Annotated in this window: 20 protein-coding genes; 9 read left to right on the forward strand and 11 right to left on the reverse strand. The window is 64.6% G+C overall.

The annotated features are described in order from the left end of the window. The first annotated feature begins 38 nt into the window (after positions 1 to 38). Positions 39 to 2,690: an EAL domain-containing protein gene (locus N4264_RS20145; protein ID WP_261694020.1), complete on the forward strand. Its 2,652-nt coding sequence runs from the start codon at positions 39 to 41 to the stop codon at positions 2,688 to 2,690. Between the two features lie 427 nt (positions 2,691 to 3,117). Next, positions 3,118 to 3,816, forward strand: a complete 699-nt coding sequence (locus N4264_RS20150; RefSeq protein ID WP_261694021.1) for an esterase/lipase family protein — start codon at positions 3,118 to 3,120, stop codon at positions 3,814 to 3,816. Here N4264_RS20150 and N4264_RS20155 read toward each other — a convergent pair. Then, entirely contained in the window at positions 3,810 to 4,409 is a 600-nt protein-coding gene (locus tag N4264_RS20155) for a dioxygenase family protein (protein WP_261694022.1), read from the reverse strand. The two genes, N4264_RS20150 and N4264_RS20155, sit on opposite strands and share 7 nt — an antisense overlap. Before the next feature lie 172 nt (positions 4,410 to 4,581). On the opposite strand from N4264_RS20155, the gene N4264_RS20160 reads away from it, so the two are divergent. The 4 genes from N4264_RS20160 to N4264_RS20175 all read left to right on the forward strand — a co-directional run bounded on the left by N4264_RS20160 (position 4,582) and on the right by N4264_RS20175 (position 8,426). Further along, entirely contained in the window at positions 4,582 to 5,085 is a 504-nt protein-coding gene (locus N4264_RS20160; protein WP_261694023.1) for a pyridoxamine 5'-phosphate oxidase family protein, read from the forward strand. 12 nt (positions 5,086 to 5,097) lie between these two features. Continuing rightward, the gene (locus N4264_RS20165; protein WP_261694024.1) at positions 5,098 to 6,099 is read left to right on the forward strand and encodes a ligase-associated DNA damage response exonuclease; all 1,002 of its coding nucleotides are present in this window, start codon (positions 5,098 to 5,100) and stop codon (positions 6,097 to 6,099) included. Then, positions 6,099 to 7,721 carry an ATP-dependent DNA ligase gene (locus N4264_RS20170; protein WP_261694025.1) on the forward strand — a complete coding sequence of 541 codons (1,623 nt, stop codon included), beginning with the start codon at positions 6,099 to 6,101 and terminating at the stop codon, positions 7,719 to 7,721. Before N4264_RS20165 ends, N4264_RS20170 begins: the two co-directional genes overlap by 1 nt. Before the next feature lie 159 nt (positions 7,722 to 7,880). Then, the gene (locus N4264_RS20175) at positions 7,881 to 8,426 is read left to right on the forward strand and encodes an isopeptide-forming domain-containing fimbrial protein (RefSeq protein ID WP_261694026.1); all 546 of its coding nucleotides are present in this window, start codon (positions 7,881 to 7,883) and stop codon (positions 8,424 to 8,426) included. Positions 8,427 to 8,462: 36 nt separating this feature from the next. On the opposite strand, the gene N4264_RS20180 is transcribed toward N4264_RS20175, so the two are convergent. The 5 genes from N4264_RS20180 to N4264_RS20200 form a co-directional block, all read right to left on the reverse strand. Continuing rightward, a complete protein-coding gene (locus tag N4264_RS20180) occupies positions 8,463 to 9,089 on the reverse strand; it encodes a response regulator (protein ID WP_261694027.1) in 627 nt (208 codons plus the stop codon). A gap of 12 nt (positions 9,090 to 9,101) precedes the next feature. Beyond that, positions 9,102 to 10,130, reverse strand: a complete 1,029-nt coding sequence (locus N4264_RS20185; RefSeq protein WP_261694028.1) for an ATP-binding response regulator — start codon at positions 10,128 to 10,130, stop codon at positions 9,102 to 9,104. A 174-nt stretch (positions 10,131 to 10,304) separates the two neighbouring features. Then, entirely contained in the window at positions 10,305 to 14,252 is a 3,948-nt protein-coding gene (locus N4264_RS20190; RefSeq protein ID WP_261694029.1) for a hybrid sensor histidine kinase/response regulator, read from the reverse strand. Between the two features lie 132 nt (positions 14,253 to 14,384). After that, entirely contained in the window at positions 14,385 to 15,638 is a 1,254-nt protein-coding gene (locus tag N4264_RS20195; RefSeq protein WP_261694030.1) for a M12 family metallo-peptidase, read from the reverse strand. A gap of 474 nt (positions 15,639 to 16,112) precedes the next feature. Next, a complete protein-coding gene (locus N4264_RS20200; protein ID WP_261694031.1) occupies positions 16,113 to 16,565 on the reverse strand; it encodes a helix-turn-helix transcriptional regulator in 453 nt (150 codons plus the stop codon). A 1,110-nt stretch (positions 16,566 to 17,675) separates the two neighbouring features. Here N4264_RS20200 and N4264_RS20205 point away from each other — a divergent pair. Further along, the gene (locus tag N4264_RS20205; RefSeq protein WP_261694032.1) at positions 17,676 to 18,440 is read left to right on the forward strand and encodes a hypothetical protein; all 765 of its coding nucleotides are present in this window, start codon (positions 17,676 to 17,678) and stop codon (positions 18,438 to 18,440) included. Positions 18,441 to 18,449: 9 nt separating this feature from the next. Here the strand turns inward: N4264_RS20205 and N4264_RS20210 are convergent, their stop codons facing one another. Further along, positions 18,450 to 19,097, reverse strand: a complete 648-nt coding sequence (locus N4264_RS20210; protein ID WP_261694033.1) for a hypothetical protein — start codon at positions 19,095 to 19,097, stop codon at positions 18,450 to 18,452. A gap of 16 nt (positions 19,098 to 19,113) precedes the next feature. On the opposite strand from N4264_RS20210, the gene N4264_RS20215 reads away from it, so the two are divergent. Continuing rightward, the gene (locus N4264_RS20215) at positions 19,114 to 19,503 is read left to right on the forward strand and encodes a helix-turn-helix transcriptional regulator (RefSeq protein WP_261694034.1); all 390 of its coding nucleotides are present in this window, start codon (positions 19,114 to 19,116) and stop codon (positions 19,501 to 19,503) included. A 125-nt stretch (positions 19,504 to 19,628) separates the two neighbouring features. On the opposite strand, the gene N4264_RS20220 is transcribed toward N4264_RS20215, so the two are convergent. The 3 genes from N4264_RS20220 to N4264_RS20230 form a co-directional block, all read right to left on the reverse strand. Then, the gene (locus N4264_RS20220; RefSeq protein WP_261694035.1) at positions 19,629 to 20,837 is read right to left on the reverse strand and encodes a hypothetical protein; all 1,209 of its coding nucleotides are present in this window, start codon (positions 20,835 to 20,837) and stop codon (positions 19,629 to 19,631) included. A gap of 438 nt (positions 20,838 to 21,275) precedes the next feature. After that, entirely contained in the window at positions 21,276 to 21,539 is a 264-nt protein-coding gene (locus N4264_RS20225) for a hypothetical protein (protein WP_261694036.1), read from the reverse strand. Continuing rightward, a complete protein-coding gene (locus N4264_RS20230; protein WP_261694037.1) occupies positions 21,536 to 22,471 on the reverse strand; it encodes a YihY/virulence factor BrkB family protein in 936 nt (311 codons plus the stop codon). The genes N4264_RS20225 and N4264_RS20230 overlap by 4 nt, the downstream gene beginning before the upstream one ends. A gap of 312 nt (positions 22,472 to 22,783) precedes the next feature. Between N4264_RS20230 and N4264_RS20235 the strand changes: the two genes are divergently transcribed. Next, the gene (locus N4264_RS20235; protein ID WP_261694038.1) at positions 22,784 to 23,122 is read left to right on the forward strand and encodes a hypothetical protein; all 339 of its coding nucleotides are present in this window, start codon (positions 22,784 to 22,786) and stop codon (positions 23,120 to 23,122) included. A 372-nt stretch (positions 23,123 to 23,494) separates the two neighbouring features. Here the strand turns inward: N4264_RS20235 and N4264_RS20240 are convergent, their stop codons facing one another. Continuing rightward, positions 23,495 to 24,334, reverse strand: a complete 840-nt coding sequence (locus N4264_RS20240) for a hypothetical protein (RefSeq protein ID WP_261694039.1) — start codon at positions 24,332 to 24,334, stop codon at positions 23,495 to 23,497. Positions 24,335 to 24,600 lie beyond the last annotated feature (266 nt).

Consider the following 24,600-nt stretch of genomic DNA (forward strand, 5'->3'; position numbering starts at 1 on the left):
CAAGCGCCGAATCGCTACGAATTCAGCAGCACATTCCGTTGCCGGACGATACGCGCCTGCGTGCACTGGCAACGCTGTCGTCGGACTGGTACTGGGAACAAGACGCACAACTGCGTTTCACCGCCTTTTCGGGAGTCGGCCCGGATAACGAAGGCAGCCCGGGATGGCTACGCGGTGCAACGCTCGCGGACGTCCTCGCCACCGCGGTGGATGGTGAAATGGCCGAACGTGTCCGCAAAGCTGTTGCCGCCCGCCAGCCGTTCAGCGACCTGCTGGTCATGCGCACGACGGCCTCCGGCCAGACGTGCTGGTTCGAACTCAGCGGCACGCCGCTGGTGACGCCCGAGGCGGATTTTCAGGGCTATTGCGGCCTGGTCAGGAATGTCAGCGACCGCCGGCGCGCAGAACTGACGATCACCCGCTACGCCCGCCAGCAGCAACTCATCGCGGCATTCGGACAGCGCGCGCTCTCCACGCTGGATATCGCCCACGTCATGGACTTTGCGGCGGACGTCATCGCCGAAGGCCTGGAAGTGGAATTCTCGGAAGTGGTCTATCTGGCCGAAGACCAGCGCTCGCTGTACCTGCGCGCGGGATTCGGCTGGGAAAGCGGATGGCGCGGCAGCCGAATCGGAGACCTGGAACAGGAAAGTTCCCAGCACCGCCATGTCATGACGGCGATCCTGCCGGTGGTGATCGAGGACTACGCCCAGGAGACGCGTTTCATCCCGGCGGCACGCCTGCTGGAACACGGTGTGGGCTCCGGCGTGCTGGTACCCATCGTGGGGCGCGCGGGCGCGTGCGGCATGCTCGGCGCCTACCGGCGCAATGTCGGCGCATTCTCCGCTGACTGCATCAACTTCCTCATGAGCGTCAGCAACATGCTGGAAACGGCTATCGAGCGCCACCATTCGGAACAGCGGCTGCTGTACTTCTCCCAGTTCGACCCAGTGACGCGCCTGCCCAACCGGCACCTTTTTCGCGACCGCGCTGACCAGGCAGTGACGATGGCGATCCGCAGCGGCTGGAGCGGCGCGCTGGTCTGCGTGAACTGCGACCAGATCCGCGCGCTCAGCCAGATTCTCAGCGACGATACCGCCGACGACCTGCTGGTCTATATTGCGCAACGGCTATCCGGCCTGCAGGGCGTGACCACAGTGGCGCGCCTGGGCGGTGATCACTTCGGTCTGCTGTTGCCGCAGATGCGGGCGCGCGACGACGCTGAGCGCCTTGGCGACGCGATCTTCGATGCGATGCGCCAGCCGTTCTCGCTGGAACAGCACGACATATACCTGGAAATCAGCGCCGGCATGACCGTTTTTCCCGACGACGGCACGGATTTCGACACACTGATGCGGCAGGCCTGCGCCGCGATGTACCGGGCCCACGAGTCCCACGCCAATGGCGTGTGCTACTACACCGAGGGTATGAACAACCGGGTGCTCGAGCGATTGACCCTGGAACGTGACCTCCGAATGGCGCTATCGCGCGATGAATTTTCCCTGTATTTCCAGCCGCAGTTCTCGAGCGTGGAAAACCGCATCGTCGGCGCCGAGGCGCTGCTGCGCTGGCAGCATCCACAGCGCGGGTTGCTGCGTCCTCCGGAATTCATCAGCGTCGCCGAGGAAACCGGCCTGATCGTGCCGCTCGGCGAATGGATCATCGGCGCCGCCTGCGCCGAGGCGGCGCGCTGGCGGCGCGACGGACACGGCGCCATCGCCGTTGCCGTCAACGTCTCACCGGCGGAAGTGCGCCGCGGCGGCATTCCTGCGGTGGTCCGCGCCGCGCTGGACCGTTCCGGTCTTCCCGCTCACCTGCTCGAACTGGAATTGACCGAGACGTTGATGATCGACAGCAGCGAGTCGGTGCTGTCCGTCATGCGTGAACTCAAGAACATGGGCGTCAAAGTGGCGCTGGACGATTTCGGCACCGGCTACTCGAGCCTGAGCTACCTGCGGCGCTTTCCCGTCGACACGGTGAAGATCGACCAGTCGTTCGTGCACACAGTGGTCACGCAGGCCGAGGATGCCTCCATTGTGCGGTCGGTCATCGCCATGGCGCACGAGCTGGGAGTGGAGGTCATTGCCGAAGGCGTGGAGACTCCCGAGCAGGCCGCCTTCCTGCGCCGCCATCACTGCGACGTGCTGCAGGGATACCTGCTTGGCGAGCCCATGGTGGCGGACGCATTCCGTCATCAGCTCGACCAGCCGGTGCATCCGTTGCTGCAGCATTTTCCGCATGAACCCACGCACGCCCTGCTGGTCGTCGATGACGAGGAATTTGTCTGCAATGCGCTCAAGCGCCTGCTGCGGCGCGAGGGCTACACGATCTACACCGCCTTGAGCGCCCAGGAAGGGCTTGCCATCCTGGCGAGCACGCCGATTGCCGTCGTGCTGTGCGACCAGCGCATGCCCGGCATGAGCGGCATTGAATTCCTCGCCCGTATCCGCGTCATGTATCCCGACGCGTTGCGCATCGTGCTGACCGGTTACACCGACCTGGACACCGTCTCCGCCGCCGTCAACCAGGGGGCAATCTACAAGTTCCTGACCAAGCCGTGGATCGACGCGGCCCTTAAGGAGGATATCAGCGAGGCGTTCCAGGAATACCGGCGGCGGCGACCCGTCCCTACCGGGATGCTGCGTTCCCACCCGGGTGACGAAGACCTTCCACCGCTGCCGATGGCGTGAGGCGTACCCCCTCGCCCACGCACAGCCCCGTGAAGCACAGACGACCGATGAGTTCATCGTGACGGACTGAACCGTCCTGCTACCAATCGAGAAGCGCGGCGGAGATCGTGCAATCCGCGATCCGTCCCGGCCATATCCGTGCGCCGGTCACAGCGAAAGCTCCCGGAAAGCGCGCCACTCCCGGTACCGCTCCTGGCATGGACATTGCGCCTGCTATACACCAACCCAGCGGCCACGGAGGCCCGATGGACACGGACCAGCCCCCTTTTCTCCACATTACCGCCTGGTAACGAATGCGCATCACCTTCGGATGCGACCGCTTTCCCGTTCGGTTGGCCGCTGCGCCCGCGTTATTCCGATCATTCCCTGAAAGCGGCGCACGCCGACCTGCCTGACTTCACGGAAAACCACCATGCCCGTTTCGACGATGGACCGCCCTCTCCCGCTGCAACCACCGACGTGGCTGTCGACCATCGGTGAACTTCGCTGCCTCTTCGATCTGGCTTCGCGCGCCTGGCCCACCGCGCGCCCCGTCCGTTGCGGCCGTGGCGAGCCGGTCCTGGTGATTCCCGGCTTCGGCACCGGCGACAGCGCCACCTGCCTGTTGCGCCATCGCCTGCGCCAGGCGGGTTACACCGTCTACCGCTGGCGGTTGGGCCTCAATGCGGGGCCTCGGGGCGAGGCCATGCACCACCTGTCGGCGCGCATCCGCCAGATCGCCCGCCACAGCGGCAGGCCGGTGCATCTGGTGGGTTGGTCCCTGGGCGGACTGATGGCCCGGGTCGTGGCCGCGCGCCTGCCGCGCCAGGTACACCGCGTCATCGCCCTGGGCTCGCCGCTCACGGCGGATCCGCGGTCCAGCCGTCTGTCGGGATTGCTGTCCCTGGTCTGCGGGAAGCACGCGGACGATCGCGAGGTACGCGCCATGGTCCGTCGCAGCGCGCGCGTGCCGGTGATCTCCATTTTCAGCCGCAGCGACGGCGTGGTCGCCTGGGAAGCCAGCGCGCAGGCGCCCGGCGATTGCATCGCACACTGCGTCGAGGGCTCACACCTGGGTCTGGTGATCAATCCCCGCGTGCATGACCTCGTGGCCCAGGCATTGGCCCACGCCGCGCCAGCTCACTGAGTCTTTTCGATATTCCGTCGCAGCACGATATCGCGCCTGACCTGCCATGAACCGGTTTCATCGCGCGTCGGCGTGACCAGGCCGGAACCGCCGCGCCCCTGGTCGGACGAGCGCCGGACCTGAGGCGGCAGCAGCGGGTCGTCGGTGAAATGGATATCGTCGATATAGTAGGTCGCCACGTCCGGTTCAATGATATGCATGTGGATATGCGCAGGAACGCCGCGGCCCGGATACGCCGCCGGTCGGATGCTGCTGAATTCGTAGCGTCCTTGTCCGTCCGTGCGCGCCCATCCGCGTAGACGGCCGTGACGGCTTTCGCCGGACGGGTATACCCCGCTCGCATCGGTATGGTAGCCGTAGACGATGATTCCCGCTGCCGGCGTTTCGCCGTCCGCCGCGTAGACCGTGCCGCGTATCGTCAGCGGCTCGCCCTTTTCACCTTCCGGCGCAATGCGGGCGGTGGACGATGTCGCCGCCGGCTGGCCGCGAAAGACTTCCTCGCAGCCGTCGCAGGGCCCGCCGATGACCGGCTCGGCCGCCAGTGTCGGCGGCACCATGGAGGCTATCGTGATGGCCAGAAGCCACGGCGCCACTATCCAGCGCCTCCGGAATTTCATTCGCATCGCACATCCTCTGCTGGTGGAATTGCACGATCTTCCCATGAAACCACCCCGTCACCAGGAGCGGGCACAACCGAACGCAACGATTCACGACGGTCTAACTGCACCTGTGCTGTGGTAAACACCCGTCGCACCGGAGGACGCCATGGACTCGCATGCCGATGCCGTAAAGACCCTCGCCCGTCTGATCAAGGACGTGAAGATCGCAATGCTGACCACCGTATCGCCCGAAGGGAAACTGATCAGTCGCCCGCTGGGTACGCAGGAGGTCGCTTTCGACGGCGACCTGTGGTTCATCATCCATGCCGGCAGCGCCAAGGTGGCCGAAATCGCCGCCAATCCGCACGTCTGCGTCGCCTATGCGGACATTTCCGGCAACACCTATGTGTCGGTCTCCGGACGCGCCAGTGTCATCGACGATCGCCAGCGGGTGGAGAAGTACTGGTCACCGGTCATGAAGCCCTTCTTTCCCCAAGGCAAGGACGATCCGGAGATCCGCCTGCTGCGGGTCGAAGTGGACAGTGCAGAATACTGGGATGGTCCCGGCACGCTCGTCGGCAAGGCGCTGTACCTGGCAGTCGCCGCGCTCAAGAAAGACCCGACTGTCATGAGCCACCACGACACCGTCGACCTGTCGCGCCGCCACTGACGTGCGCACGGAATGACGGCCCGCGCGACCGACCTCGTCATTCACACACCGGCCGGCCTCTATTGCCCGGCCGGTGATTTCCACATCGATCCCTGGCAACCCGTGCCGCGCGCCGTCATCACCCACGGCCACGGCGATCACGCACGGCCCGGCATGGGGCAGTACCTCGTCGCGAGCGCCGGCAAGGGCGTCCTCCAATGGCGCCTGGGCGACCAGGACTTCCGCGTGGCGGACTACGCTGAAGCCCTCACGCTGGGCGCGACGCGCGTGAGCTTTCATCCGGCCGGGCATGTGCTCGGGTCGAGCCAGGTGCGCATCGAATGCAATGGAGAAGTCTGGGTCATTTCCGGCGACTACAAGCGCCAGGCGGACCCGACTTGCGAGCCCTTCGAAGTCGTGCGCTGCGACACCTTCATCACCGAGGCGACATTTGCGCTGCCCGTTTACCGCTGGCCCGATACACCGGCGGTTGCGCACGACATTCTCCAGTGGCGCGATGCCTGCGCGGCCGAGGGCGAAGCGGCGATACTGTTCTGCTATGCACTGGGCAAGGCGCAGCGCATCCTGGCGGAACTGGCCGCATTGACGGATCAGCCCGCCCTGGTGCACGGCGCCATTGCAGCCGGTGTTGCGGTGTACCAGCAGGCAGGTATTCCGATGCTCGCGACGCTGCCGGTTTCCGATGCCACGCCCGCCGGCGGGTTCGGCGGCCAGCTGGTCCTGGCACCGCCCGCCGCGGCCGGCAGCGCGTGGATGCGACGCTTCCGGCGTGCGCAGACTGCCTTCGCCTCGGGCTGGATGCGCCTTCGCGGCAATCGCCGCCGGCGCAACGTCGATCGCGGCTTCATCGTGTCGGATCACGCGGACTGGCCGTCCTTGCTACACACAGTGGAGCAGACCGGCGCACGCCGGATCATCGCCACGCACGGTGCGAGCGATTCCCTCGTGCGTTTCCTGCGCGAAAGTGGCCACACCGCCGAAACGCTGCGCACGGACTTCGGCGGCGAGGACTGATGCGCCGCTTCGCCGACCTCTACCGCCGCCTCGACCAGAGCACCGCGACCTCCGACAAGCGCGCCGCACTGCAGGACTATTTCCGCGACGCGCCGCCCGTCGACGCCGCATGGGCCTTGTGGCTGCTGGCGGGTGGAAAGATTGGCGGTGCATCGGCGCGCATTGCCGGCTCCCGGGAACTGGTGGAGTGGATCGCGCAGGCCAGCGGAACGCCCCTGTGGCTGGTCGCCGAATGCCTGGATCATGTGGGTGACCAGGCCGAAACGCTGACCCTGCTGCTGGATGATCCTGCAACCACGGATGAGGCCCCGCTGCACGTGTGGATCGAGGATCGCCTGCTGGCCGTCGCGGGCCTGGATCCGGAATCGCGCCGGGAACGCATCGTCTCCGCCTGGAAGTCACTGGGCTACGACCAGCGCCTGGTCTTCACCAAGCTCCTGACCGGCGCGCTTCGCGTGGGTGTATCGCAACGACTGGTGCAGCAGGCACTGGCGGCGATGAGCGGCGTGGACATTGCGCTGATCGCCCAGCGCATGCTGGGAAGCTGGCAGCCCGGCCCGGCCTTCTTTGCCGGCTTGCTGTCGCCGGAAACGACCGCCGCCGATCGCTCGCAGCCCTACCCGTTCTTCCTGGCATCGCCTATGGATGGTGATCCGGAAACGTTGGGCCCCATCAACGACTGGCTGCTCGAATGGAAATGGGATGGCATCCGCCTGCAGCTGATCCGGCGCGGCGCCGACCTTGCGCTGTGGTCACGCGGCGAAGAACGGCTGGATGGGCGCTTTCCCGAAATCGAAGCGGCAGCGGCGAAGCTGCCGCGCGACGCGGTGCTCGACGGTGAATTGCTCGCCTGGCGCCCCGGCGATGCCCAGCCCTTGCCGTTCACAGCCCTGCAGACCCGCATCCAGCGCCGCAAACCCGGCCCGCGGGTGCTCGCCGAGGCACCGGCACGCGTGATCGTCTACGACCTGCTGGAGCTGCACGGCGAGGATTGGCGGGCACGCCCGCTGCAGGAACGTCGCAACGCCCTGGCATTGCTCCTCGCACAAGCGGCGGAACCGCGCCTTTCGCTTTCGGCCGAAGTACCGGCTGACAACTGGCGCGAGGCCGCCACGCGACGCGACAGCGCACGCGAACACCGCGTGGAAGGCCTGATGCTCAAGCGGCGCAGCTCGGCCTACCAGGTCGGCCGGCGTCGCGGCGACTGGTGGAAGTGGAAGGTGGATCCGTTCCATATCGACGCCGTGCTGCTCTACGCGCAGGCCGGATCGGGCCGGCGCAGCACGCTTCTGACGGACTACACCTTCGGCCTGTGGCAGGGCGATGTGCTGGTGCCGGTCGCCAAGGCCTATTCCGGGCTTTCCGACGCCGAGATTCTTGAACTGGACAAATGGATTCGTACGCACACCGTCGAGCGCTTTGGCCCGGTGCGGTCCGTCGTACCCACGCATGTGTTCGAACTGGGCTTTGAAGCCGTGAACCGTTCCACCCGCCACAAATCCGGCGTCGCGGTGCGATTTCCGCGCATCCTGCGCTGGCGCCACGACAAACGCCCTGCCGACGCGGACCAACTAGGGACACTGGCCGCCATGGCCGCGGGCACAACCGCCGAGCCTGCTTGACAAGCATCCTGTTTCACACATCCACTTCGCACCACTTTGCGTCTTCACACCACCTGCGCACCCATCCGTGCAGCATGGCGTATTCGTGTGCCGGCGCAGCCCGACAGGGGATGACGGGCGATCAGGCGCTTTCGGTTCCATTGCACAAGGAGGATTCATATGGAAGGCATGCACAGGCTTGCGCGGGCAATCGCGCTGTTGACGCTCCCGCTCGCTGCAACCGCCGCGCTGGCCGCCAATGAAAGGGGCAATCCGGGTGCGTCGGTTTCCGGAACAAAGACGGTGGCCGGTTCGTTCAACACCGGCGGCACCGTGACCTACACTGTCATCCTCAACAATGCCGCCACCGGCGCGCAGCCGGATAATCCCGGCAACGAGTTCACCGATGTGCTGCCTGCCGGGCTCACCCTCGACAGCGCCGTGGCCACCTCGGGTACCGCATCCGCCACTGTCGCCACCAACACCGTGACCTGGAACGGCACGATTGCCCCGCTCGGCGGCCAGGTGACCCTCACGATCTCCGCCACCGTCAACGCCGGTGCCGGCACGATGATCAGCAACCAGGGCACGATCAGTTTCGACGGCGACGGCAACGGCACGAACGAGTCGAGCACGGTGACCGACGACCCGAACGTCGGCGGCGCCACGGACGCGACGGTGTTCACCTCCACGCCGGTATCCCTGCAGTCGTTCTACGTCGACTGACCGCGCGATGCGACCGCCATGCGGGGCGGTCGCTGCTCAGTGCAGCGCGGGCACCAGACCGTCACGCACCGCGATGACGGCCGCTTCGGTGCGATCGTGGGCGTCGAGCTTTTCCAGGATGTGCTGCAGGTGGAACTTCACCGTGCTGACCGACACCAGCATGGCCTTGGCGATCTGGTGATTGCGCAAGCCTGCCACCACATGGCGCAGCACGTCCAGCTCACGCGGCGTCAGGAAGGTCGCCGCACTGATCCGGCGCACCCGCTCCTGAAGACGCGGTTCCACGGCACGCAGTCCATGATGTACGCGGCGAATCGCGGTCATCAGTTCCTGCGCACCCGCCGCCTTGACCAGGTAGCCGCGCGCGCCGGCCGCCAGTGCCCGCTCAACATCGGCGCGCGCATCAAAGGAGGACAGCACGATGCAACGTGCCTGGGCATCCAGTTCACGCACTGCGCGAATCACCTCCGGCCCATCCATGCCCGGCAGGCGCAGATCGACCAGCAGGATGTCTGGCCGGTGCCTGCGGTAGGCCTCCACCGCGGCATTGCCATCGGCTGCCTCCGCCACGACCTGAAATTCCTCCTGCTGCTCCAGCACGGTGCGCAGGCCCTCGCGCACCACCATGTGATCATCCACTAGCATCAGACGGATCGGTGTCATCGTTCTCCCCCATCAAAGCGGCACTTCGGCAGTGATGCAGGTGCCCCTGCCTGGCTGGCTCTGGATCTGCAGCCGTCCGCCCACTGCCGTCATCCGTTCGCGCATGCCCGACAGCCCCATCCCGGAACCGCCAGCGACACGCGCCGTATCAAATCCACACCCATCGTCGCGCACGACCAGGCGCAGTCCCGGCTCGTCAAACGCAACCAGTACATCAATTTCCGTCGCACGTCCGTGGCGTACCGCATTGGTGGCCGCCTCCTGGGCAACCCGGCAGAGCGCATGGCGCGCATCACCATCCAGCGGCACGGAAAGTCCTCGCTGCCGGATGCGTAGCACCGTCTCGGTGTTATCGGCGAAGGGCCGCAAGGTCCGCGCGATGCCCTCGGCCAGCGCCTCGTCGTCTGCTGCGGTTTCGCGCAGCTCGCGGATGGTCTGGCGCGTCTGTGCCATGCACTGGCGCGCCAGCTCCGCAGCGCGATCGATGTAGCGGCGGACCGGCGTTGCATCCGATGCCGGCCCCAGCACATGGCAGGCCGCGTCCAGCTGGAACAACAAGCCGGTCATCAGTTGCGCCTGGTGATCATGCAGTTCCATGCCGAGGCGAACCGGCACCCGCACCAGGTGGTCGCGAAACAACTTGAGCGCCACCTGGGTTCGCACGCGACGGCGCACCACCAGATGGCTGAAAGGCTTTCGGATCACATCAACCGCACCCGCTTCAAACGCGGCCAGCTCGCTTTCTTCATCGTCACGCGCCGTGATGAAGATCACCGGTATGGCGCGCGTGGTCGCATCCGCCTTCAGCCGATGACACACCTCGATGCCGTCGAGCCCAGGCATGACCACGTCGAGCAGAACCAGGTCAGGCGGTTGTGCCGCCACGCTGGCCAGCGCCGAGGCGCCATCCGTCACGGCAACGATGCGGTAGTCCGTGCCCAGAAATGCCGTAAGCGTATCGATCGTCGATGGCGAGTCATCGACGACAAGAATCAAAGGACGCGCCGTACGGCCGCCCGAAGGTGTGTTGCTGACTTCCATCGCTGCCCGAATGTCCCAGCCGCGGACCGCGACGCGTCCGCACCCGGGGGACAGTACCATTCCAGGCCACGCCAGCCCGGAGCCACTGGACCGGTTTCCCCGCCAACGGCAGCGTGCAGCCGATAATCGTCGATTGCGGCCACGCGATTGCCGGTATGCGCAGAGGTCCCCGTTTCAAACCGTGACATGCGCCAGGATTTGCGCCAGGGCCGCTTCGAACTCCTCCTGGGCGGCGGCAATGGTCTCCCGCTCGCTCGCTGCCAGCGCGTGTTCCAGCGCGACGCAGGCATCCACCAGGCGTAACGCCGAGAGGTTTCCGGCCACGCCCTTGACGCCATGGGCGCGCTTGAGCGCCGTTGCGTAGTCACCCTCGGCAATCGCCGCGCGAATCGCAGCCGATGCACTGCCGACCTCCTCCGGAAACCGTCGTAGCAAACGGCGCAGCAACGCACCGTCCTGGCCCAGGCGCCGCAGCGCCAGCGTCATGTCGACGCCGGGTATCGCCTCTTGCGAATCCGGCGATGCGGCAGCGGCATCGTGCCGCGGACAGTCATCCCTCACCCGAGCGACCACCTGAACGAGTGTTTCCGGATCAATCGGCTTGGGCAGGAAGTCGCAAAAACCCGCCTGGCGACATCGCGCCTTGTAATCGTCGGTCGCGTGCGCGGTGCAGGCCACCAGCGGCAACTGCGGAAACCGCGCCCGGAAAGCCGCCGCAACGCAGAAGCCATCCGCATCGGGCAGTTCGATATCCAGCAGCACGACATCCAGTTGTGTTGACGCCGCTATCGCCAGCGCTTCGGCCTGTGTCGATGCCAGGTAGGGTGTTGCCTGCCGCTGTTGCAGCATCTGGGCAATCACGGCCTGGTTCAGCGGGTTGTCTTCGACCACCAGCACGCGGCGATCGCGCAGTTCGTCCCCGGTCGACGGCACGGGCAGTGGCGGTGCGCGGCGAACAGGTTCACTCAGCGCCGGCTGTGGCGACAGCGCCAGTGTCACCTGCACCTCGAACACGCTGCCGGCGCCCGGCATGCTGTGCACGTGGATCATGCCGCCCATCTGCGCCACCAGGCGCTGGCAGATGCTCAAACCCAGGCCCGTGCCACCGACGCGCCGCGAGGTGGAACTGTCGACCTGCACGAACGGCTGGAACAGTCGTTCACGCTCGGACAGCGCAATGCCGATGCCGCTGTCCTCCACGCGCAGGCGCAGATGACAGTGTTCCGGCCTGGCCTGGTCGCCGACGCGGGAAACCACCACACGCACGTAGCCCCTATCCGTGAAACGCAAGGCGTTGGATACCAGGTTGGCCAGGACCTGGCGCAACCGCAGCGGATCGCCACGCAACCACGCCGGAACGTCCGCAGCGATCTCGACGCGCCACTCCAGCCGCTTGCGCTCCGCTTCGACCTGGAATACGGCACGCAGCTCATCGAGCAGGGCATACAGGTCAAACGGGATGGATTCGACGACGATGACCCCCGACTCCAGGCGCGAATAGTCCAGGATGCCATTGAGCACATCGAGCAGGTGCCGGCCCGCCAGCGTGATCCGTCCCAGGTGCGCGGCGACTTCCGGCGGTGCGCCGCCGCTCATGCCCAGTTGCGCACTGCCGAGGATGGCATTGAGCGGCGTGCGCACCTCGTGACTCATGGTGGCGAGGAAATCGCTCTTGGCGCGCGCGGCAACCTCGGCTTTTTCCTTCGCTGTTTCCAGCTCGCCCAGCGCCGTCGCCAACGCCTGCGTCCGCTCGCTCACGCGACGCTCGAGCACCGCGGTCATGCGTCGCAGGCGACGCAGCCGCCAACGCAGAATGCCCCACGCCAGCAGGGCCAGGCCGGCGCCATAGGCCGTCCAGGCCCACCAGCGTCTATACCACGCGGGAATGATCTCGAAGGAAATCGTTGCTGGCGCACTCCAGGGCCCGAGATCGCCGGCACGTGCGGCGACTTCAAACCGGTATTGCCCGGGCAGCAACGCGGTGTAACGTGCGTGCGGCTCGGTGGTGATGGTGTAGCCCTCATCCAGGCCGACCAGCCGCTCGCGGTAGGCGATACGGCCTTCGTTCGTGAAGCTATTGGCGGTGTAGCGCACCTGCAACGTGTTCGCGGTATGCGGAAAACGCATGGTCGACTGCGAGCCGGCCGGAACCACCTCCGCCCCTAGCCGCGTCTCCATGATCACCACGTCCGGCGGCGAAGACTGGGAGCGCCGCTCATAGGCTGCCGCATCAAAACGCACCAGACCGGTCGTCGTTCCCATCCACACATCACCGCCCGGTTCGGCCAGCATCGCCATGCTGACGATATCCTCACCCACCATGCCGTCCGCGGCACCGAAGTGCACAGCGCCATCGCTGCCGACGCGATCGACACCGCGGCCGCTGCCCAGCCAGAGATTTCCGGCAGCATCCTCGGTCATCGCGTAGACACGGTCTGCTGTATTAGTGCTGGCGCGATCATAGTGGCGCTGCACCTCCAGCCGGCCTTCGCTGTAGCGCGCCCGGGCGACGCCGAACGGCTCGAAATAGGCCACCAGCAGGGCGCCGTCGCGCGTGGACTCCACATAAGCCACGAAATCGCGACGCAGCCCATGGGCTCGTCCAAAACGCTGCCATTTCCCTTTATCCAGAACGGCCAGCCCATATTGGCCGGCCACCCACAGTCGTCCCTGCGCGTCCTCGTGGATCCCGCTGACGAACTCGGTAGCATTGCCGCCAGGCAGCGCGACCGGCTCGAAAGCAAGACTTCCACTCCCCAGTGCCGCCCGGTAAAGCCCGTTGCCCCAGGTACCAGCCCACAGCGTGCCGTCCCGGCTGATCTGCAGCCGCAGGGTGCGTTTGGCCGGGTTGGTGCGATCTAGCGGAAAGCGGGCCAATGCCCCGGTGTCCGGCCGATAGGTGACGATGTCATTGCCCGGCAAGCCCGCGAAATACAGCGTGCCGTCCGCGCTCTCGGCGATGCTGCGCACTGTCGTGCCCGCCGTGCCCTCCACGCGCGTAAATGCCGTTTCACCGGCCCGCGCCAAACCATTCTCCGTACCGATCCACAATTGCCCGCGGTGGTCGCGGAATACGCACCAGACGACCTCGCCGGGCAGCTCGCGCTCGCTGGTGTAGGCATGGAAGACGCCACGACCCAGCCGCCGGTGCAAACCGACCGCACCGACCCAGAGCGATCCGTCACGATCTTCCAGCAGGGGACGCGTCGTACTGGTCGGGCTTTGCAGCACCTGCCACTGGCCACCGTCCCAATGCAGCAGCTCGCTATCGGACGACAGCCACAGCCCGCCTTCGCGGTCCGCATGCAGGTAGCCCCGCGTCGATCGGATAGGCACCGGCGTGGCCACCGTTTCAACCTGTTCCTGCGCCGCATCCAGGCGCAGCAATGCGTGCGCGGTCCGCAACCACCAGCGCCCTGTTCCATCTTCCACAATGGCATCGATGCGTTCGTCCGCCTCGGCGGCGGGCAGCGCCAGCTGGCGCCACGTGTCGCCGTGCCAGCGCCATAGTGTCGCCGTTCCCGTCCATTGACCCACGAAAAGACCGCTGCCGTCGCGCGATGCGGCTACGGCGGTGGCCTGTCCGCCCGGCCAGCTGCGAACCGGCCGTACACCGTCCTGGCTGCCGATATACAACCCCTGGTTCGTCGCGGCGGCGATTCCGGCGCTGGTGGCAGCCAGGTCGGAGACCGCCACATCCCCGGCGGCGCCAGCCAGGCTGGCGGCCACGAAGTGCTCCCCTTCCAGCCACAGCAACCCGGCCTGCGTGCCGGCCCACAGCGTGCCGGCGCTATCTTCCACCAAGGCATCCACCGCGGTGGGCAACAGGCCCTGGGCGGCGCCGAATCCGTCGAAACGGTGTCCGTCATAGCGGTAGAGGCCGTCGCTGGTCGCCACCCAGATAAAGCCCTGGCGATCCTGCAGCAGTTGCCGGACGCTGGTCGCACCAAGCCCCTGCAGCGGCCCGTAGCTGCGAAACAGCGCGTGCCCGGGCGGAGCAACGGTGGTGGCGGCGATCCGCGCCTGCGCAGGCAGCAGGAATACGGCCAGCAGGGCAACTGCGGCCCAAAGCCCACCGGCGATGCCGGTTCCGCGTCGCGCGCAAGTGCGTGGCTGCGCCATTCCCCACCTTCCTGGCCGGAATGTCGGCCAGTGGCCGCATCGTGACCGCAGCGCAGACCCCGTGCAAGACCGCAGATACGAAAAAAACGGCGCCGTCCAGACCACGGACGGCGCCTCCCGTACCCGCCGCGATCAGCGGAAACCGGCCACCGTGTTGCGTGTGTTATTGAGGACGCGGTGATTGTCGCTGCGCGTCGCCGTGCCCATCGGCTTGCCGTTGTAGGTCCTGTTCGGGTTCGACCAGAAGTTCAGGCGGCGGCAGTGATCGTCACAATCGTAGGCCATGATCGTGCGCCAATTGCCCGCAGGATCACGGTAGCCATGACCGTAGGAATACGGCGTGTTCGACGAATCCGTGCCCGGATCGTGACGGGCAGACTGCAAGTGGCCGATCTCGTGCGCGAACGAGTAGTAGCCCGTGGCGCAGTCCCAATGCGCCACCGCAAAGGCGGTTCGTGCCGTCGCGCCAATCGCCGCCGCTTTGCCACACGATTCGTCATTGTTGATCAGCAGCACACCCACGTCCGCATCGTATTCGTTGCGCAGGCCGTGGATGCTGTCCATGTAGTCGTCGTCGGTGTCGCGGTAGCGGTTGAGATCCGTCCCGAAACTGCCGGATTCGCGGTAGCTCACGCGCGAGCGCGCCGCCAGCTGCAGGCGGATCTGCACGTCGCTGTTGATGTACCCCTGGTTAGCCTCGGCAATGGCCAGGTTGATCAGGCCCGGCACGTCGGCCACACGATTGCTCACGCCGGTGGTGTAGTTGACCATCACGCGGATAGTGGTGATGTCCTGCGTCGCCCGCGACGTGGTATCCGACTCGGGCGGTGGCGCCGCTTCGGCTAGGAGCTGCTTGTAGTCTTCCGCGGGATGATCCGGCGGCGAGCGAGACTCATCCACTTCCACGATCACGTGGCGGCCATCGAACAGCGGCCGCACTTTGTACAATTGTCCCTGCACTCGAATATTGCCGGTGAGCTTGTCGCCGTTTCGCACGAGCATGACCGAGTTCAACGGGTCGTCCGGAATCTCGCGGGCATTGAACGGGCGCCGCTGGGTGGGATCCGGAATGATGCCCTGCCACACCAGCGCACCATCGTCTGTCTTGTAGGCCTTGGTCTGCAGTGCTGTCAGGCCGACCTTGCCGGCGAGATTGAGATTGATCGGCAACGATTGAGCCGACGCATCGACAGCCTCGGCACGCGCCGTCACCACATCCATGGCTTGCGATGCGGCATGCCGCGCCAGTGACGCATAGGCCGGATCGCTACTCGCCGCGCGGTAGGCCAACGGCGCCGGCGAAAACAAAGGATAGTCGGCAGCGGTCGCACTGCCTGCGGCAAACACGCCCAGGCCCGCCACGCCCCAAAGAAAGGACCGTTTCATAGGGTAACTCCTGTCAGCGCGGCGTACGCAGAGAGGCTGGCGAAAGTCTCGTACGCCGCGCGCTGGTGGCGCCAACCTCCCTCCCCGTTCGTCGCCGGCGTGTACGATGCGCTATGGAAAACCTAGCGCGCTTCGTGCAACCCGGCCTGGTGCGACACTAGTGCCGGCCGTACGCGCGCACCCTGGCCAGATGGACAGGGACCGGGAAGAACAGACAGGTTTCGTGACTGGCCTCACGCTCGGCGGTGCGGCGCGGCGGCCAGGTGCAAGTCACTGGACAGGGCGCACGGCCACCAGCAGGCCGGTTGAGCGGATCGCGCGTCATACAAGCAAGGGGCGCGGTTCATGTAGACGCCGGGCGGGCCCTGCCGAAGGCGCCAAGAGACGGTGGGCCTCGACGGCACTCACATTCGGGAGACTACGACAGTGCCCGGCCCATCCATTACGGAAGGGCCGGTGCACCGTCCACTGCGATCACGCTGATGCCAGCGAACTGAGCCGACGCTGCACTTCCCGCTTGCCCAGATCGCGCACCGCCGCCAACGCGGCCAGCTGTTCGGCGCGCGGTTTCACCTTGCCGTTTTCCCAGTTGTAGATCGTCTGGCTGCTTACACCCACCAGCTTTGCCAGGGCCGCCTGCGAAACACCCAGGCGTTTGCGCAATGGCGCCATTCCCTTCGCCATGAACCGAAGCGAACGAACTTCGTTGCCATCGCCATCTGCCAGCAAAGCGGGAGCCTGCAGGCTGGCCTTGCGCCCGGTCGTACGAACCAGCTGTTTCTGCAACGCCGCGACCTGCTGCTTGAGCGCCGCGATTTCCTTGCGCTGCGCTGCGGCCGTCTTCTTCAGCGGTTCCATCTGCCCGCGAAGTTCCCTTCTGCTCAGTCGGCCAATTTCATTCTTCAGCAACGCACCAAGATTCGCCATTGTGTTCTCCGATAACTCATTTTGTAGATCGTGTCTGCTTCGCGCTATCCGAGTCAATGGATTTCACCGATCAAACGTGTAGCGCGACCATGCCACGGGTGCTAACCAGGCCACTTTGTGACAACACCTTACGTCTAAACGAGGCCACTATGAGCAGAACGCATATGCCCAGGCGTCGTCACTTGCGGCAAGTGGTCGCATACCGCAGCGAAAGTGCGACGAAGTTCCTATTTTGACAGGCGACCGTGAACGTTTCGTCAGGGGTGAATACGAGAAACGGCAGCATTTCATTCCATATCGACCGAAAGGGCTCCGCCAACTGGCCATTGCACTGGCCTCGCATCGCCTGGACCTCTGTGCCACCGCGAAACCGCCAGGCCGCGTTGTCCAAACGCGCCACATCGGCGCTCTGTGCGGTGCACGCGCCGATGCACCGATGATGATCTCGCCGCAATCGCCGCTCTTTCTCTCTCTGCCGCACCTGCTACGTCCCGGCAATCGCGCAGCAACGCGCGAAGCCCATTTCCGTTGACCGCAGCGCTTCAAATCACAGCGGCGGGCAGCGACAACCGCTACCTCCTCGCAAAGGAGGCGGATCAAGTGCCTCCCACCGGCCGGATCTCAGCCAGGCCGCGTCGCACCCTCTGCCCGGGCTATGCGGGCGCGAAAAAAGGAAGGGCAAACCCAGCAAACCATGTAGAGCAAACAATGTCACCCATAAATCAGCAAACCATGCCACCCACAAATCAGAAAATTCCCAAGTGTAACAAACCATGTCACCCACAAATCAGAAAACTCCGACAAGCAAACCTTGCCGCCCACGATTCAGAAAATTCCGACGCCACGGCGGGCGCTGGTCCGATTTCGTAGCCCACGACATCGTGAAATAGTGTCCCGATGAGCGCCCCACGTCACCAAATGGTTCCACCCGGCGAAGCCGGGAATTTCCACTGCATCTCCCGGTGCGTTCGCCGGGCATTCCTCTGCGGCGAAGACACCTGCACTGGACAGTCGTTCGATCATCGCAAGCAATGGATCGAAGACAGGCTGTACGAGCTGGCGACCATCTTTGCGATTGGCGTCTACGCCTATGCGGTGATGAGCAATCACGTGCACGTCGTTGCCACTGTCGACCCACACCTTGCCGAAACCTGGTCGGCTGACGAGGTTGCTGCGCGGTGGCTGCGACTATGTCCCGTACGATCCGGCAATGAGATCGATCCGGTGGCATCAGCGCTCAAGGCCAGCCATATTGCCGCTGATCCAGCGAGGGTTGCGATCTATCGCGAGCGGCTCGCTTCCTTGCCGTGGTTCATGCGCTGCTTGAATGAACCGATTGCGCGACGCGCCAATCGGGAAGATGCGTGCACCGGGCGATTCTGGGAGGGACGATATCGCTGCCAAGCCCTGCTTGACGAGGCTGCGCTGCTCGCCTGCATGGCCTATGTCGACCTCAATCCGATCCGCGCGGGCATCGCGTCGGATCTTCCCACGTCGGCGCACACCTCGATCCGTCGGCGCTTGCAACACATCGAAGGCGCCACGCTTCTCCGGCCAATTGCGGGTGCTGCGGGTAATACCTTGTCCGTTTCTACCGCCGAATACGTGCAACTGGTGGAATGGACGGGGCGACAACGTCGACCGGACAAGCACCGCTCACTGGTTGGTGGTCCGCCAGCGGTACTTCGATCTATCGGCATGACCGCCGCGTCCTGGCGGGCAGAGGTGTTTACGATAGAAACGCGCTACTGGCGAGCCGTGGGGTCCATTCAGGCATTGATCGACAAGGCACGGGATCTCGGCCAGCGCTGGCTGAAAGGCGGAGGATTGAAACGGCGATGTGGACTGCCTGCGCCATCAACGGCAGCCTCCTAGTTCCGCCTTTCAACTCGCCTGCCCCTCGTCGCCACCGACCGGCGTCGGTGCCGCAATGTCACCAACCATATCCGGCACCGAGACGCCCGCCCCCGGCAGCCTTACCCAGGCCGGATCACCGGGCTGAACCAAGGCCATCCTCGCCCAGTGCACCACCAGGGAACTGCCCGGCCCGGACGACATCTGCATGACGAATGACGCCGCGTCGCCGTCGGTAGCAACGGTGCCGGTGCCCACAGTGGTCGACAGCGCCGAACGGACAAAAGTGATATGAACCCGTCCTTCGGGCGTGATGCTGGCATAGAACGTCGAGTCGTTCTTGCCGGAGGCGTCCGGTGTCTCGCCCATGGGGGTCAGCAAGGTGCTGGCAACACCCCAGAAGTACCCGTCCCGGTATCCGGTGATATGCCATACCGTCTGATCCACAACCCATGCAAACGTGGACTCCGATTGCGTCTGCAGCGCCAGCATGTCCGGTGCCGGACAGTACCAGAATGTGTTCCGAAGCCAGGACCAGTCCTGTCGTGTGGCATGCGTCATGATGGAGTCTCCTGCCGTCGCTGATGTGGAACTCATCTTTTCTGACAAGCAGTTAGAGATCGTAAGGTTTTCGTAAGGCGCCGAAGTCACGATGTAGCGCACGGTCAGCCAGGACATCCACGAGGACACCCCCATGGTCTCTCCCGCCACCGCACCAGGCCGCCTTCAGATCGACAGCGACATCGCCCCGACGACGCACGGAGCGCCACCGGCTTGGCCGGTAACGCCTTTGGGCCCCGTTGAATATCCCGCCCGCGGATACGTCGCTCTCAACAGCCATCTGATCCGAAAGCTGCGCCAAAGCCGGCTGATGAGCCAGCAGGACATGGCCCACGACTGCGGTCGATGCAATGTCCGCGTGTCAATCGCCACCATTAAACGGGCCGAGTCGGGTCGCGTGGTGCGCTTCCGCATCGCCCGGGAGCTCGCGCGATACTTTGGCACTCCTGTATCGCATCTGCTTGCCACACCGTTACCGTCCGACGCCCGGTTCTGGCCGCCAACGCTGAAAAGCGATTGCTGAGGATCGCGTGCCGCGCACATTGACCAGCGCCCTGTGAGCACGCCCAGGCCTCCGCAGCAGCCCACGGAATAGGGCCAGCCCCGACTGGCCCTTTCCCGAATCACCAGTTTCCAGAGCGCGCAGGCTCAATTCACGGGCATCAAGCCCAGCATCCAGGAGAAGTCCTGTGATGTCGAGCCGGGTGTTACCGGTGTGCAGTTGCCCGTCTGGCCGGTGTTGCAGGCATAGCCGATACTGGGCCACCCCTTCGGTTGCGCTGGCGGGCCGCCAAAATTGTTCTCAGGTGATTGCTGCTCGCCATCAAAATAGGCGTATTTGTGGCAAGTAATACAGGATGCCTGCCCCGGAGGCACCTGTGCGTTGAATTCCACGAACGAGTTGCCCAGCGGAATGGGTTTTCCCGCAGCATCGACGAATTTGGTCTGGACGCCCGTGAGGTAGTAGTTGTTGAACGCCTTGTTGAGGTTCGCCGACGCCATCAGCGCCTTCAATTGCGGGCTTTGCGGTACGGTTTTTCCCTTTCCGTAGGGCGTTGTCGACGTCGTGCCCCACGGATCGAAGCAGGTGTCATACAGTGCCGGATCGCAACGATTTGGATTGGTGACGTTGCTGGCAGGCTCAAACGTCGCCCACAGCCAATCGGGAAATACCTTCGACGATATGTGTACGCCGACCAGCGCATAGCACTTTCCGTTGATGGTTTCCGTGTAGAGCGAGTTGGTGGGATCAGGACACTGGAACGTCGGGTTGCTGTAGGAATCCGGACTGACCCAGTCCGCCTTGATCTCGACGGCGCTCGTGGGGAAAGTCACAGCGTTGGAGCGCGTACTTCCGTAGGTTTTCTGGCCGTTGAGCGTTGTCAGTCCATTCGAAACGATGAAATCCTTTTCGCTGGCATTGACAAATACCTCCTCGCAGAATGTCGCCCCCTTCTTGACGTTGGCCGGTACCGGATAGTCTCCGACTTTTCCGGTCGCCATGGCGCCGCACTCAACCCCAAATTGCAAGGTGTCCGTCTTCTTGGCATCGCTGCCGCCACTCTGACGGAGCGCGCTACCGTGCAGAAAGCGTGCCTTGGTCGCCCCGGCCACCACCGTCGGACAGCCGGCCATCTGCGGATTCAGCTGGCACTGTTCGGTCCAGGTTTCAAAATTCAGCGATCCGTTGACCGGCCGCATGGCGTCCACGAACAAGCCCCAGGCGAACTGCGCTTCACTGACCGGGTCGCCGGCGACCGGCGCGGCGATCTTCTCCGACTTGTCAGTTCCACCCGCAACAGCCGACGCCACCAACAGCACACTCACAACAGCTGGCAACAACGCTCGCTTGCTCATCGTGGTTTCCCCGGAAATGGCGACGACGCGGAACGCCCGTCACCGGATAGAAATCCCCCAACCCACCAATGCCGCTAATTACACATCACACCACGACACTGTCAAGTTTCATACTTTTTCATCGTAGCGCGCGTTTTTCATTACGCAACAATTAGTTAGATTTGGCGACGCGAGCAATCCAAAGAGAACCGACAGATCGTCGACGCCAGCGCACCCAAAGTGATACCAAGATGATCCCGGTACCAACGGTGGTCGAGGGGACCTAGAACAGCCCGGGAATGGGCTGAGCGGAAGATTCCCCGAGTACGAATCCGGAAGGCCTCGGAATATTCTGATTCGTGGGTGGCCTGAATTCGTGTGAATTCGTGGTGTGAAGGCGCCCGCCCAGGCGCAGATCCGCCCGGAACGCCGCCCGCCAGCCACGCAGACGACGGACCGCTACGCCCCCTCCGCCTTCCTCAGCGCAATCACAAAACCAGTAATTGCCGTCAGCAGAATCAGGCAGTTCGTCACCACGAACAGTGTGCTATCGACCATGGCGCTGTAGATGATGAAGCCGATCGAGGCAGCCATCTGCCCGAAAAACAGCCAGCGCGCCCCCCGCGAACGGTCCGGACAGCGCCAATGCAGGACGACCTGGCGGCCCAGGGTGATGATGAGGATCAGGGTACTGGTGCACCCGATGAGGTCTGCCGCATTCACGCAGCAACCTCTCGCGGGGCCGGCTCGGTGATCCACCGCCAGCGACGCGCGTGAGCAACGGCGTACACCGCTTCAGCCGCTACCAGAAACACCAGGGCCGAATAGAACGCCCACACCAGCCACACCACCAATGCGCTCGCCGGCCCGAACGCTGCGCCTGGTTGTGCCTTGGTCAGATACGCAACGACGGCCAATCGACCGAGCTGGAACAGAACGGCTGTCAGTACCGCGCCCCGTACGGCGGTTATCCACGGCACGCGGCGATCCGGCAACCACCGGTAGAGTGCCGCAAACAGTGCAATGTACATCACGCTACCGACGAGCCAGCTGATCACAGGCGCCCAGGTCTCCGGCAGACGAATGAGCCCGAGCAGCACCTCGAACCCCATCGAGACCACCGTCAAGAACACCAGCGCCAGCAGGATTCCCGCCGAAAGCAGGCGACGCCGCAGAAACCCCCACACGCCCTGGCCGCTCTTCGCTTCAATCTCCCAGACCCGGTTGAGTGCCTGCTGCAATTGCCCGAACACGGCAGAGGCACCGATCACCAGCAGGATCGCACTGCTCCAGCCCGCAATATGCCGCCAGTCGGGCTGCCGATTGGCGCCTTCGACGATCGCCCGCAGCAGCTTCTCGCTGTCGCTGCCGACCAGCCCCGAGAACGCCGCGATAAACGCCTGCTGGCTGTCTCGATGCAGCGCCCCGAGTATTGCCAGGATCAGCAGCACCAGCGGCGCCAGCGACAACGTCGCGCTGTAGGCGATCGCGCCCGCCTGCGTGAGGACGTCGTCGTCGATGATGTCTGAAAAGAACTGTTTGATCGCGGAAAGCTGGCCCGTCATGTGGGGTTCCCTCCCCTGTCCTGACGTTGTTCGGGCAAATGCGATGCCAATCGCGTTCCTTCTTACGATCAGCAGGACACCCGTCGCCATCGTGCAGGCTGCGCGCCTGCGGGGCGCCATCATGCGGAACGCCGAAGCTCCCCCTGCAATCGCGCAGTCGGCTATCACGGGCGCTGTGCAAGACCGGCGGGCTGGGCAGCACCTGTACGGATTGCGTGGGCGAGGTTTCTTCTCCGTAGGCGTGCACGGCTAGCACGCAATGTTCAGCAGATAGCACGGACCGCATGTTGCCCCGCGGACTTCTGGCTCATCAGGCGGCTCCAACGATCCAGCGGCGTGCCGCGCGGCAAAGCGCATGGCGACACAGACCGCGTCGACCGGTTGCTATGCTAGGCACTGAGAATGTCGATGCTCAACGGGACAGGTATGCTCGGCTATAGAAGACTGGTAGGGACTTTTGAGCTCGAACCCATCCAACCATGTTTCGGCGACAGCCTGAGGTTTCGGGTGGAAGTATTTGGCCAGAACGGCGGATACACAGTCAGACTAGCTCGGTGGGAGTCGATTCGAGCACAGCCTTCATTTCCGTCCAACGCCGATGTGGCGGCAATTGGTACTTCCGACTTCGAAGTATTGGTATCAGACGATTCGATCGATCTGTCAGGTGTTGACGAACCGTCAATCGAGGAAGCGCTTAGCAAAACGATCGAGGTCTTGAGAGCACAGTTGTTACACGCCTGACGCGCTGCGTGGAAAATCCGCTCTCGGAAACTTCCGAAAGGTGGTTGGCCCGGACTACCCGGGCCCGAGCTACGCCGCTACCTGTCGGCTACCGCCGCGGCGCGCTCGCGGGCGCCCACGATCGCGCCCACGGCATGCTCCTCAAGCCAGCCCCCACGCTCTCGGAATTTTCCGAAAGGTGGTTGGCCCGGACTACCTCCGCCGCGACGCGCTCGCGGGCGCCCACGATCGCGCCCACGGCGTGCTCCTCAAGCCAGCCCCCCACGCTCTCGGAATTTTCCGAAAGGTGGTTGGCCCGGACTACCTTCCTTCAACACGTAGGACCAGCTGATCGTGCCGACGCAATCCTGAGCGAATCGCGCCGGCGGCACATCAACGGCTTTCCCCCTGCAGCCTGGCGCGAACCGCGTCCTCGAATTCCTTGCCAAGGGTTCTGGCCGAGTCCGGATCCCCGGACTCCAGCAAGCCCTCACGCAAGGCCGCAACAAGTACGCTGGCCGGTCCGGCGGCCACCTTCGCGGTCTGGTCCTGCGTCTCCAGCATCAGCAAACGCCAATCGCTGCCGCGATCACGCAGCACCGCATTGAGCAGCTTCAGGACCGCGTCCACGTCAAACCAGTCGCCTAAGTTCTGCGCCTCGATCGCCCAACGCTTGCCGTCGGCGTAGGCGCGCAACTGATAAGGCTCCTCATCGGCCTCATAGTCCTTAGGCGCGATTTCCTCAAATGCCACGCCATCGAGCGCCGAACCCGTGATACCCGCCAACTGGGCCAGCAGTACGTCATGCCGGTTCGGAAAGGTTCCCGTTTCGGCATCGAACCACTCGCCCAGCCCCGCGTGCTCCAGCAGTGCGCCTGGCGAGGGGGTGTAATCTTCATCGAAGCGTGACCAGTCCACCGCATCCAGGCCAGGAAAGCCCACGCTTTTGAGCTTGTCGACCGTGCTGGCCACCTCAGGCCGCACCGCCTTCTTGGCCGATGGCGCCGACGCTTCATCCTGCGCCCGCTTGTACCGCCGCAGACGCACGGATTCGGGCTTTTCCATGATGGTTACGGTGACGCCGTCCTCGCTGCTCATTGCTTTAGCTGTCCTGTCGATTGCGCGGTCCTTGACCGCAGAGCTGGTGGATTCCGTCGCCGGCGGCGCCGGCGACCTGTCTTGCGTACAGCCGGCCAGGAGGATGGCGACGGCCAGAACCAGGGGAGTCCGCATCGGGGGAAATTGAGTGGAGATGCAGGCGATGTTATGCGGCGCCCCGCCGCCGCACCAGGACGATCCGTCAAGTGGGCGTCAAGCGGGTTCGGGCGCGCGCAGCGCCGCCATCCTCGCGAGACAATTGCCGGATGCCCGCCACACCGCCCGCCCCCCGTCGACTCGCCGTCATCGGCGGCGGTTCTGCGGGCCTCCAGGCCGTCGAAGTCACGAGCCAGGCCGGTTCGATTCCGATGCCGTGCACGAATGGGCGCGAACTTTCAGCG

The sequence above is a fragment of the Tahibacter amnicola genome (assembly GCF_025398735.1).
Classification (GTDB): domain Bacteria; phylum Pseudomonadota; class Gammaproteobacteria; order Xanthomonadales; family Rhodanobacteraceae; genus Tahibacter; species Tahibacter amnicola.

What these genes read in the sequence shown, in the direction of transcription:
- N4264_RS20150 (WP_261694021.1), top strand. Translation starts at nt 3,118, where the DNA reads ATGGACCGCCCTCTCCCGCTGCAACCACCGACGTGGCTGTCGACCATC.
- N4264_RS20160 (WP_261694023.1), top strand. Translation starts at nt 4,582, where the DNA reads ATGGACTCGCATGCCGATGCCGTAAAGACCCTCGCCCGTCTGATCAAG.
- N4264_RS20165 (WP_261694024.1), top strand. Translation starts at nt 5,098, where the DNA reads ATGACGGCCCGCGCGACCGACCTCGTCATTCACACACCGGCCGGCCTC.
- N4264_RS20170 (WP_261694025.1), top strand. Translation starts at nt 6,099, where the DNA reads ATGCGCCGCTTCGCCGACCTCTACCGCCGCCTCGACCAGAGCACCGCG.
- N4264_RS20175 (WP_261694026.1), top strand. Translation starts at nt 7,881, where the DNA reads ATGGAAGGCATGCACAGGCTTGCGCGGGCAATCGCGCTGTTGACGCTC.
- N4264_RS20180 (WP_261694027.1), bottom strand. Translation starts at nt 9,089, where the DNA reads ATGACACCGATCCGTCTGATGCTAGTGGATGATCACATGGTGGTGCGC.
- N4264_RS20185 (WP_261694028.1), bottom strand. Translation starts at nt 10,130, where the DNA reads ATGGAAGTCAGCAACACACCTTCGGGCGGCCGTACGGCGCGTCCTTTG.
- N4264_RS20190 (WP_261694029.1), bottom strand. Translation starts at nt 14,252, where the DNA reads ATGGCGCAGCCACGCACTTGCGCGCGACGCGGAACCGGCATCGCCGGT.
- N4264_RS20195 (WP_261694030.1), bottom strand. Translation starts at nt 15,638, where the DNA reads ATGAAACGGTCCTTTCTTTGGGGCGTGGCGGGCCTGGGCGTGTTTGCC.
- N4264_RS20200 (WP_261694031.1), bottom strand. Translation starts at nt 16,565, where the DNA reads ATGGCGAATCTTGGTGCGTTGCTGAAGAATGAAATTGGCCGACTGAGC.
- N4264_RS20210 (WP_261694033.1), bottom strand. Translation starts at nt 19,097, where the DNA reads ATGTCCTGGCTGACCGTGCGCTACATCGTGACTTCGGCGCCTTACGAA.
- N4264_RS20215 (WP_261694034.1), top strand. Translation starts at nt 19,114, where the DNA reads ATGGTCTCTCCCGCCACCGCACCAGGCCGCCTTCAGATCGACAGCGAC.
- N4264_RS20220 (WP_261694035.1), bottom strand. Translation starts at nt 20,837, where the DNA reads ATGAGCAAGCGAGCGTTGTTGCCAGCTGTTGTGAGTGTGCTGTTGGTG.
- N4264_RS20230 (WP_261694037.1), bottom strand. Translation starts at nt 22,471, where the DNA reads ATGGCGACGGGTGTCCTGCTGATCGTAAGAAGGAACGCGATTGGCATC.
- N4264_RS20235 (WP_261694038.1), top strand. Translation starts at nt 22,784, where the DNA reads ATGTCGATGCTCAACGGGACAGGTATGCTCGGCTATAGAAGACTGGTA.
- N4264_RS20240 (WP_261694039.1), bottom strand. Translation starts at nt 24,334, where the DNA reads ATGCGGACTCCCCTGGTTCTGGCCGTCGCCATCCTCCTGGCCGGCTGT.